The organism is Phenylobacterium sp. (assembly GCF_044372605.1).
In the GTDB taxonomy this organism is placed as follows: Bacteria; Pseudomonadota; Alphaproteobacteria; order Caulobacterales; family Caulobacteraceae; genus Phenylobacterium.
Genome location: NZ_JBILRO010000114.1, coordinates 1 through 10,399, shown reverse-complemented (window position 1 = coordinate 10,399; position 10,399 = coordinate 1). Strand labels below are relative to the sequence as shown.

The window sequence follows — 10,399 nt, the reverse complement described above, 5'->3', positions numbered from 1 at the left end:
CCGATGGCCGCCACGGCCGCGAGCGCGCCGTCGAGGTCGTCCGCGACCTCCGGGCCCAGCATGTAGAGCTGTATGCCAATTTCGAGGCGATGACGCTGCACGAAGCTCTCGGCGGCAAAGGCCGGCGTCCCTGCCGTGAAGGCGGCGGCGGACGCGACGAAGCCGCGTCGACTGATCGCGCTGAACGGTCCCCCTGGTACAGGCGCCGTCGTGTGGCGCCCGTGTTCCTCAGGTCTGTCGAGATCCATGCACACGCTCCTACGGTGACGCCTTGACTGTAACCGATTACATGGGCCGGGAGCGAGTGGTCAGTGGCGGCGGACATGGGTGGGCTCGACGATCTCCCCTTTAGGTTGCCCAGCATGAGGCGCGCGGGCGAGCAACTGGGTGGCCGCCTGCTTGCCCGCGGTCATCTCGAACTGCGCGCGGGCGGTCTCCAGGCCTGCTATGCGTCCATGCCGGACGGCGCTAGCCTCCGAGCCTCTCAGCCTGTCCCGGCTCAAAGGGCTGTCGAGCGGTCCGCTCATCAGCCCGCCGCCTGCGCGGCCTCCTCTGCGCCCTGGATGGCCTCGGAGAAGAAGGGGTTGGAGATATAGGGGACGGTGCCGCGATCTTCCCGATGCGTGTGCTCCTGAGGCTCTTGGACGAGAAATTGGGCGCAAAGCCCAGCGACTGCGCCGATATGAGGGCGCTCATCCGGTTGCGCGCCTCGACAACCGCCTGGCTGCTCAGCACGCGCGGCATCGTGGCGGTCGCGACGCCAGCGTGGCTCGCCACCTCCTTTAAACTCGCCATGCCGAGCTTCGAATTCCTTCCGCAGGAGCGCACGCCGATGTCTGCGGCGCCCCATCTTGCCGGAGTTGCGCGTGAAACGCGCGCGAGCGTTGACAAATCAGCGGTTTATGTAGGCCATTACATAACGCGGATGTAATCCATTACATCAACAGCCGCGCCGCGTCTTCGGACGCGAATGACGAAGCAGAGGGAGCGCGAAAAATGGGGCAGGAGCGCATTCGTCATTTCGCCGCGCACCTTTGCGTGGGCTGTCTCCTCGCCACGGCGACGGCCGCTGCCGCGGAAATCCCTGCTACACTCCCCACGCCGGCCGTGCGCCAAGAGGTTCCGGCGCCGCCGCGAGCGCCCGCGGGCGCCCCGAACATTGTGCTCATCCTCCTTGACGACGCCGGATTTGCGGCCGCCTCAACGTTCGGCGGGCAAGCGCGAACCCCGACGCTCTCGCGGCTGGCCGACGAGGGCCTGCGGTACACGACCTTCAATGTAACGGCGATCTGCTCGCCGACGCGGGCCGCCTTGCTTTCCGGGCGCAATCAGCATCGGGTCGGTTTCGGCAGCACGCCCGAGGCGTTCCGGCCGTATCCGGGCTACAATGGGGTCTGGCCGAAGGAATCGGCCTCGATTGCCGAAGTGCTGCGCCGCAACGGCTATAGCACGGCCGCCTACGGCAAGTGGCACAACACGCCCTACTGGGAACTCAGCCCCGTCGGTCCCTTCGATCACTGGCCGACCAGCCTCGGCTTCGAGCGCTTCTATGGCTTCATGATCGGCGAGGTGAGCCAGTGGGAGCCGCCGCTCTACCGCGACACCATGGCAGTCGTTCCGCCGAAGACGCCCGATCAGGGGTATCACCTCACCACCGACATCGCCGACGAGGCGATCCGCTGGCTGAACGTCCAGGAGTCCCTCGCGCCGGAGAAGCCCTACTTCCTCTATTTCGCGCCCGCCGCGCCGCATAAGCCGCACCATGTCCCCAGAGACTGGATCGCGCGGTACGAGGGGAAGTTCGACAAGGGCTGGGATGTACTGCGGCGGGAGACGTTCGAGCGGCAGAGGCGCCTGGGCGTGATTCCGCGTGACGCAGTGCTGACCCCGAGGCCCGACGCGATTCCCCCATGGGAAAGCCTCTCGCCTGACCAGCGTCGACTGGCTGCGCGCCAGATGGAGGTCTACGCGGCCTTCCTCGAGCATACGGACGTGGAGATCGGGCGCGTACTCGACCGGGTGCGCGCGGGTCCAGGCGGCGAGAACACGCTGGTCCTGTATGTGGCGAGCGACAACGGCGCCAGCGCCATGGACGGGGTGATGGGCTCCAACGACACGCATGCGCCCGCGATCGCGATCGCGGCGCAGCTGGCCGAACTGGATGCCTTGGGCGGCACTGAGCACCTGAACGCCTATGCTGCGGGCTGGGCGTGGATGAACAGCACGCCGTTCCAGTGGACCAAGGGGATCGCATCGCACTGGGGCGGCACGCGCGTTCCGCTCGTAGTCTCCTGGCCTCAGCGGATCCGCGCGCGGGGTGAGGTGCGCACCCAGTTCGCCTACGCCACGGACCTCGCCGCCACGATCCTCGATGCGGCGGGCGTCGACGCGACAAGGCCGATCGACGGCGTGGCGCAGACCCCGCTGGATGGACACAGTCTGGAGCCGACGTTCGATCGTGCCGACGCGCCATCGCCTCGCCGCGTGCAGTATTTCGAGAACTGGGGGAGCCGGGCGATCTACAAGGACGGCTGGACCGCGGGTGTCCGGATTGTGGGCCAGAACCTCGGCGAGAACATTCGCCGCGGTCCGGAGCCGGGCGCCGACAGGTGGGAACTCTACAACGTCGCCGCCGACTTCAGTCAGTCGCGAGACCTGGCGCGCACCCATCCCGACAAGCTGCGCGAGCTCCAGCAGACCTTCGCCGAGGAGGCGCAGCGAAACAACGTCTACCCGATAGAGCCGCCCAACGTGCGCTATCCCCCTCCGACGCTGGCGGCCGGACGCACGCGCTTCGTCTACTTCCCGGACAGCCCCTGGTTCAGCTACCGGGCGCTACCCAGCTTGAGCCGCCCCCACGCCATCACGGTCTACGCCCATGTTACGCCGGGCGCGAACGGCGTGCTGGTAACGAGCGGGAGCCGCCTCGGCGGATTCGTCCTCTACGTCGAGGACGGACGGCTGGTGTACGAGAATAACTTCGCTGGCCGGACGCGGCAGCGGCTGATCGCGACCGAGCCGCTCCCCCTGGGCGACATCAGGATCGTCTTCGAGATGCGCGGGAGCCCGGTTCCGGGAGCGCCCTTCGAGGCGGTCGGCGTGCTTACCGTGGACGGCCGCAAGGTGGCCAATGGGCCGCTCGGACCCGTCGCCGACCCGGTCTATGACGTCGCGAGCTTCAGCGTCGGCGAGGCGCGCATATCGCCGGTCAGCCCGGCGACGCCCCTGCCTTCCCGCTTCTCGGGCCGCATCCAAAAGGTGGAGGTGGTGCTCCACTGAAGCCTCGGGCGCGGCACGGTCCGCGCCCCGCGACGTAATCAATCACAGAACAAACCCGACCTTGGCGTCGGGAGGGAGGGTACAAATGACACTCAAGATTCTGGCTGTAGCGAACACCTCATGGCTCGTCCTGGCGGCCGCGCTGCCGGCCGGTCCGGCGCAAGCGGCGCAAGCGGCGGAAGAGTCCGCGACGGCCGCTTCCTCGGCGATCGAAGAGGTCGTCGTGACCGCCCGTCGTCGGGAAGAAACGCTACAGCGCGTCCCTGTGGCCGTGTCGGTGGTCTCGGCGGCTGTGCTCGACCGTCAAAACATCCAGTCTATCGTCGAACTCGAGCGCGCGGTGCCCGGCCTGTCGAGCCAGGGCCAGACGCGCGACAACGTGTCAATCAGCATCCGTGGGCAGGGCACGGGCCAGCAGGCGAGCCTGCCGGGCGTGCTCATCTACCTCAACGAGGTTCCGATTCCCTACGACCAGCTGGGCCAGTCGGTGGCGGGCCCGGGTCTCTATATGGACCTGCAGAACGTCCAGGTCCTCAAGGGCCCGCAGGGCACGCTGTTTGGCCGCAACTCCGTCGGCGGCGCGGTTCTTCTCCAGACCCGTCAGCCCGACGATGTGTTCGGCGGCCGGGTGCAGGTCGGCCTCGGCAGCTACGCCAACCGCGAACTGGATGCCATGCTGAACGTACCGTTGGCCGACGACCGGCTCGTTCTCAGGATCGCGGCGAAGACCCAGGACCGCAAGGGCTTCACAAAGGTCCTGAGCCAGCCGAGCGACCCGGGCGGCTTCCGAATGGACGACGTGGACTACTGGTCGATCAGGGGCACGCTGGCCTGGCAGGTCTCCGATCGCATCACGAACGTCACCACCCTCGACCGACTAGTGTCCGAAAACAACGGCTCGTCGTACATCCTTAACAGCCTGGCCCCGACGGGGCGTGCGGCCGCCCGATATCCGCAGCTAGTGAGCCTGTTCGCCCAACAGCAGCAACTCGGGATACGCGCGCGTATTGGAAGCAGCCTCGATAACGAGTCCACGCGCCGCTACACGTTCCTCACCAACGTTACCGAGTTCGCGATCACCGACGACATCTCGGTACGCAATATCTTCGGCTACATGCAGGCCAAGCGGACCTATTCGCTCGAGGCCGACGGGTCGCCCTTCCCGGTAAGCGAATTTGCCCAGCCTGACGGCGAGGTCTTCAAGTTCGGCCAGTACAGCGAAGAACTGCAGCTGCGCGGCAAGTCTCTGGGCGGGCGTCTCGAGTGGATCGCGGGCGGCCTGTACCTGAAGAATCCGACGCCCGGCTACTACAACCGCCCCGCCATCACCTTCGGCGCCACCGTGATCAACGCCTCGCGCTTCGGCTCCGAGAGCGCGGGGCTATACGGCCAGGGCACCTACGATCTGGCCGAACTCGTCCAGGGCCTGAAGGTTACGGCCGGCTTCCGCTACACTTGGGATCGGCGATTCGCTCAGTCGCGCGGGCTGAACGCCCAGAGGGTCTGCGTCAATCCGCCGGCGTCCGCCGACGCCCAATGCACGCTCACCGGGGACACGCGCACCGAGGCGCCGACCTGGACGATCGGTCTGGACTGGCAGGCGACGGACCAGATCCTGGTCTATGGGGCGAGCCGTCGCGGCTACCGCGCCGGAGGCTTCAACGCGCTCAACCCCAACATCGTCACGGACAGCCGGTTCTTCGACCCGGAATATGTCACCGACTATGAACTGGGGCTGAAGGCGGACTGGCGGCTGGGGCCCGTGCCGCTCAGGACCAATCTCGCCGTCTACCGGCAGAACTACAGCGACATCCAGGTGACCGAGACGCGGTTCGTGGCAGGTCAGCAGTTCGCGTCGACCAGCAATGCGGGCGCGGCGAAGATCCGCGGCGGCGAGCTCGAGGTCACGGCCAGCCTCACCCGCGACCTGCAGGTGGGTGGCTTCCTGAGCTACGTGGACTTCGATTTCACGCGGTTCGCCCCCGGTGCGAACGCCGCCGCCCTGCGCGCCCAGGAAACCGCCAACCGTCCCATGCACCAGTACGGCCTGAACGCGCGATACAGTCTGCCGGTGGCGGAATCGCTCGGCGACGCCTCGGTGTTCGCCAACTGGTCGTGGCGTGACGACGCCGGCAACAAGGCGCTGCGCGACGGCGTGATCCCGTCGTACGGTCTGCTCTCGCTGGGCGCGGAAATGAAAGACATCGGGCGCAGCGGCTGGGACGCCTCGGTGTTCGTTACGAACGCCCTGAACAAGGATTATGTCGTCGCGTTGAGCGCAGCGTTCGAAACCAATGGATACACCACCTACAGCTACGGCGAGCCGCGGATGTTCGGGGTGCGCTTGCGCTACCGTTTCGGTGGAGAACGCTGACGTGACTCGGGCCGCGCCCCTCCGTAGCGAGGCGTTCCGGCGCCTCGCGATCGCAGGCGCGGCCCTCCTGTTCGTTGGCGGCTGCGCCGGGCTTGGCAGCGCAGCGGGAGACTGGGCGGCGTACGGCGGCTCCCCGGAAGGGGATCGTTTCTCGCCCCTCTCGGAGATCCGCCGCAGCAATGTCGGCCGCCTGCAGGAGGTCTGGCGCGTTGAGACTGGCGAAGGCGGCCTCCAGACCTCGCCACTCGCGATCGGCGGCGTGCTCTATGTGTTGACCCCCGACCAGGTCGTGCTCGCGCTGGACGGCGCCACCGGCCGCGAACTCTGGCGCCACCGTCCCGAGGCCCGGAACCGCCAGCCGATCCGCGGCCTGAGCTACTGGCGCGACGGCGCCGAACGGCGGCTCTTCACCAGCCACGGGACATTCCTCACGGCGCTCGACCCTGCCACCGGACGGCCTGCGGCCAGCTTCGGGAGGGGCGGGACCATCGATCTCCGGGAGGGGCTCGGCCGCGAGCCGTCCACGCTTCCAGTGTTCCTGACGACGCCGGGCGTCGTGTTCCGCGACCTGCTCATCGTGGGCTTCCGCACGTCCGAGACCGCGCCTGCCGCGCCCGGCGCCATCCGGGCCTACGACGTGCGCAACGGCCAGCTCCGCTGGACCTTCGCCCTCGTTCCAAAGCCGGAGGATCCTGGCGCCGAAACGTGGCCCGCGGAGGCGCTCGCGACGGCCGGGGGCGCGAACGCCTGGGCCGGCCTGGCGCTCGACCCCGATCGGGGCATCGTCTACGCGCCCACCGGCTCGGCGGTCGACGACTTCTTCGGCGGTGACCGGAAGGGCGACAACCTCTTCGCTAACTCGTTGGTCGCGCTGGACGCCGCGACCGGTCGCCGGCTGTGGCATCAGCAACTCGTCCGCCACGATATCCTTGACCGGGACCTTCCCTCGCCGCCCTCGCTGCTCATGGTGCGGCGGGGCGGCCGCACCGTGCCTGCGGTCACTCAGGCCACGAAGCACGGCTTGCTGTTCGTCTTCGACCGGGTGACCGGCGAGCCGTTATTTCCCATCGAGCAGCGCCCCGTCCCCGCCAGCGACGTCCCAGGCGAATGGTCGTCTACCACGCAGCCTTTTCCCGTCGCGCCCGAGGCGTTTACCCGACAACAGCTCACGGCCGACATGCTCACCAAGCGCACGCCCGAGGCGGCGGCGGCGGCGCGGGCGGCCTTCGACCGGCTACGTCGCAATGGGCCGTTCGCACCCCTAGCGGTGGACGCCGAGACGCTGGTCTTCCCGGGATTCGACGGAGGCGCCGAGTGGGGCGGATCGGCCGTCGAGCGCGAGCGCGGGATCGTCTATCTCAACGCCAACGACGTGGCCTGGACCGGCTCGCTGCGGGCGGCGCGGGCCACGAACCGTGGTGCGGGGGTCTACCAGAAGCAGTGCGCCGTATGCCATGGCGCCGACGGTCAAGGTGCGGAAGGCGTTCCCGCCATGACCGGCCTGGGGGGACGCCTGTCGCTCGCGGATATTCGCAGGGTGATCCTGGAAGGCCGCGGGCGGATGCCGGGGTTCCCTCAGATCGGAAGCCTCGACCTGGAGCAGCTAATCCACCATCTGGCCGATCCCTCCGGCGTGGCCGATCGCGAGGTCCAGGCGGCGGATGCGCGCGTGGGATCGAGGTACACCTTCAACGGCTATCGCAAGTTCCTCGACCCCGACGGCTATCCTGCGGTCGAGCCGCCCTGGGGTACGCTCAACGCCATCGACCTGAATTCCGGCCGCTATCGCTGGCGGGTCCCGCTGGGCGAGTACCCTGAGCTCGCCGCCCGTGGTCTGCCGGCCACCGGCTCGGAAAACTATGGAGGTCCCGTCGTCACCGCCGGAGGGCTGCTGTTCATCGGCGCGACCGTCCGGGACCGCAAGCTACGGGCGTTCGACACGCGCAATGGCCGAATCCTTTGGGAAGGGACCCTGCCTTATCCCGGGGCGGCCACGCCGGTGACGTACCTCGCTGGCGGACGGCAGTTCGTGGTGATCGCCGCGAGCAGCCCGCGCGACCCTAAAGCGCCGCCCGGCTCCGCCTACCTCGCCTTCGCGCTCCCGGACGTCGGGAAAGGCGCGCCACTCAGCAAACGCGATTGATCCGCGGTCTTGGTGGGTGTCGCGGCTGTCGAGGTGGCTTGCCATCGACTCGGTTCTGGCATCCGCACAATGTCTGCAATCCCCCCATCTGAGACGTTCAGGGAGTCCGCTTTCGGGCCGCAAGCCAATGTCTCCGTCTGGCGCATCCAGGACCTAATCCCAACCGCCATCCCCACGCATCCGTTCGCGGATCTCGTCCCCAGCCTGGACCGTGAACTCCTCAACAAGGGCCTCGTCGATCTCACTGAGCTTCAGACCCCGCGCGCGTGCCGCCTCGACGACCCAGGGCTGGACCTTCAGCTGATCATCGACTTCGACGACAACACCCAACACCTCCAGTGCGCCGTTGCATCCCGCCGGATTGCCGTAGCGTTTGACGATGACGGTCCAGTTCTCGCCTTTGGCGTCGTCCTCGGCCCGGGCTTTGCTGACCTGGTCCGCGATCTTCAGGAAATCGCGCCTCGCAGTCGCGTCACCCTCCAGGGCACGCTGAAGCATCTGCATCAGCAGGGCCTCCGTCGCCGGCACCTTGCTCCGCTTACCTTCAACGGTCATGGGAATGGTCCGGGCGGCGACCTTCTCCATTGCGGTGCGCACCCCCGAGCCCTTCGGCCGCCCGTTGGGATTCCCGCTCTTGCCCTTCTGGAACTGGCTGCGCCTGGGCGGCTTGCGGTAGCCGACGCCGTCGTCTTCGCTGACCTCGCTCATGACCCTAGGCCGCCTGCTCAAGCCGCAGCAGTTGGGGCTGCCCGCCGGTCAGCGCCCGCCAGCGTTCCACGACCAGATCGACGTAGAGCGGATCGATATCGACACCCCGGAACCGCCGTCCGGTACGCTCGGCCGCGATCAGGCTGGCTCCGGAGCCCAGGAACGCGTCCAGCACCAGGTCGCCGCGCCTGGTGACGTCCTGGAAGGCGTCAGCGACCATGGCCACCGGCTTGACGGTCGGGTGCAGGGCCAGGTCCTGCTGACGACTGCCGCCGAAGGTGTTCACCGAGGCGTAGTCCCAGACGTTGGTGCGGTTGCGACCGTGGCGGCCGAGCTCGACGGTGTTGAGGTGCTGGGCCGATCCGACGCGGTAGACGAAGACCAGCTCATGCTTGGACCGGTAGAGCGAGCCCATGCCGGCGTTGGACTTGTTCCAGATGCACAGGTTCAGGAGATCACCGTAGACCTCTGCTCCCACGGCTTCCACATCGCCCATGTGCCGCCAGTCCATGCAGACGTAGTGGACCGCGCCATCGCGGGAGACCGCGGCGCAGGCGCCAAGCGTCTGGGCCAGAAAGGACCGGAAGCCCACCTGATCCATCTCGCCCGAGGCCATCGCAAACTCCCGGTGCCGGGAGGTGACATTGGCGTGGCCCTGGATCTTCACATTATAGGGCGGGTCGAGGAACGCAGCGTCCATCTTGGCGCCGTCACCGATCACCGCCTTCAGGAAGCCGACGTCACGACTGTCGCCGCAGCCGATCCGGTGATCGCCGAGGATCCAGATGTCACCCACCTGGCTGATGGCGGTCTGCGCCAGCGCCGGGATCACCTCGTCGTCAGGATCCGCGGCGCCCTTCGACAGGATCACGTCGATCTCGCCGGTGGCGAAGCCCATGGCCTCGATCTCGAAGTCGAGGTCACCGATGACGATGGCCGAAAGTTCGATCTTCAGCAGATCGGTGTCCCAGCCGGCGTTGAGCGCGATCTTGTTGTCGGCAATCCGCAGGGCCCGCACCTGCATCTCGCTCAGGCCCTCCAGGATGATCGTCGGCACCTGCGCCAGACCGAGCTTGCGGGCGGCCAGGAGCCGACCGTGGCCTGCGATCACACCCAAGTCCGGGGTGAGCAGGATGGGGTTGGTGAAGCCGAAGGCGGTGATGCTGGCGCAGATCTGGCCGACCTGTTTGGCCGAGTGCGTGCGAGCGTTGCCGGGGTCGGGTTTGAGCGCGTCCGGCACCTGGAAGGTGATGTGCATCGTGTAAACGTCCTGGGGGCTAAGCGATTGGATCGCATGGAGGAATTGGGATGCTGCGCTGCGAACCAGCCCCGGGGAAAGAACAATCGTCACCGGTGAGTTAGCCCCTGTGGATGGATTGGACTTCGCTGCGGATTGGAGCGCTAGTGGCTCACGCCCCCGCCCGGTCTGAACCGGGTTCGCCTCAGTGCAAACCGCGATTTCCGCGGCTTGAAAAACACCGAGGATTCCCATGGCCCGCCGCAAAGACATCCAGCTCGACCTGCTGCCCGAAACCCTTCCGCCCAAGCTCGCCACCGGCAAGATCGCCGTCCTGGTGGATCTGCTCCAGCAGCCTGGCGGCACGACCATCGAGGCGATGATGGCGGCGACCGGCTGGCAGGCCCACTCGGTCCGCGGCGCCATCTCCGGCTCGATCAAGAAGGCGCTGGGGATCGCGGTGATCTCCGAGAAGGTCGACGGCGCCCGGACCTACCGCATCGAGGCCGCGGCGTGAGCCAGGCCATCTCCGAGGAGGTCCGGGCGCTGGAGCGCCTGGACCTCGAAGGCCTCAGGGCAGAGTGGCGGCGGCGGTATGGGCCGCCGCCGAAGGTCCGATCGCCGGAGTTGGTCCGACTGTCGCTGGCTTGGCGGATAC

Annotated in this window: 7 protein-coding genes and 1 pseudogene; 4 read left to right on the top strand and 4 right to left on the bottom strand. The window is 67.5% G+C overall.

Features of this window, described 5'->3' with window-relative positions; genetic code table 11:
• Positions 1 to 248: pseudogene (locus ACIQ42_RS10630) on the bottom strand (sugar phosphate isomerase/epimerase); the annotation flags it as partial.
• A 60-nt stretch (positions 249 to 308) separates the two neighbouring features.
• Positions 309 to 527: a hypothetical protein gene (locus ACIQ42_RS10625; protein WP_397422168.1), complete on the bottom strand. Its 219-nt coding sequence runs from the start codon at positions 525 to 527 to the stop codon at positions 309 to 311.
• A gap of 634 nt (positions 528 to 1,161) precedes the next feature.
• On the opposite strand from ACIQ42_RS10625, the gene ACIQ42_RS10620 reads away from it, so the two are divergent.
• The 3 genes from ACIQ42_RS10620 to ACIQ42_RS10610 all read left to right on the top strand — a co-directional run bounded on the left by ACIQ42_RS10620 (position 1,162) and on the right by ACIQ42_RS10610 (position 7,796).
• Positions 1,162 to 3,279 carry an arylsulfatase gene (locus ACIQ42_RS10620; RefSeq protein ID WP_397422167.1) on the top strand — a complete coding sequence of 706 codons (2,118 nt, stop codon included), beginning with the start codon at positions 1,162 to 1,164 and terminating at the stop codon, positions 3,277 to 3,279.
• A 61-nt stretch (positions 3,280 to 3,340) separates the two neighbouring features.
• Positions 3,341 to 5,653 (top strand): TonB-dependent receptor, encoded by a 2,313-nt coding sequence (locus ACIQ42_RS10615; protein ID WP_397422166.1) that lies wholly within the window; start codon positions 3,341 to 3,343, stop codon positions 5,651 to 5,653.
• Position 5,654: 1 nt separating this feature from the next.
• Positions 5,655 to 7,796 carry a PQQ-binding-like beta-propeller repeat protein gene (locus ACIQ42_RS10610; RefSeq protein WP_397422165.1) on the top strand — a complete coding sequence of 714 codons (2,142 nt, stop codon included), beginning with the start codon at positions 5,655 to 5,657 and terminating at the stop codon, positions 7,794 to 7,796.
• Positions 7,797 to 7,949: 153 nt separating this feature from the next.
• Here ACIQ42_RS10610 and ACIQ42_RS10605 read toward each other — a convergent pair whose 3' ends face one another.
• A complete protein-coding gene (locus ACIQ42_RS10605; protein WP_397422164.1) occupies positions 7,950 to 8,504 on the bottom strand; it encodes a DUF5681 domain-containing protein in 555 nt (184 codons plus the stop codon).
• Between the two features lie 4 nt (positions 8,505 to 8,508).
• On the bottom strand, positions 8,509 to 9,762 hold the full coding sequence (locus tag ACIQ42_RS10600) for a site-specific DNA-methyltransferase (protein ID WP_397422163.1): 1,254 nt from the start codon (positions 9,760 to 9,762) through the stop codon (positions 8,509 to 8,511).
• A gap of 232 nt (positions 9,763 to 9,994) precedes the next feature.
• Here ACIQ42_RS10600 and ACIQ42_RS10595 point away from each other — a divergent pair, with 232 nt between their 5' ends.
• Positions 9,995 to 10,258 (top strand): DUF3489 domain-containing protein, encoded by a 264-nt coding sequence (locus ACIQ42_RS10595; protein ID WP_397422162.1) that lies wholly within the window; start codon positions 9,995 to 9,997, stop codon positions 10,256 to 10,258.
• Positions 10,259 to 10,399: the final 141 nt, after the last annotated feature.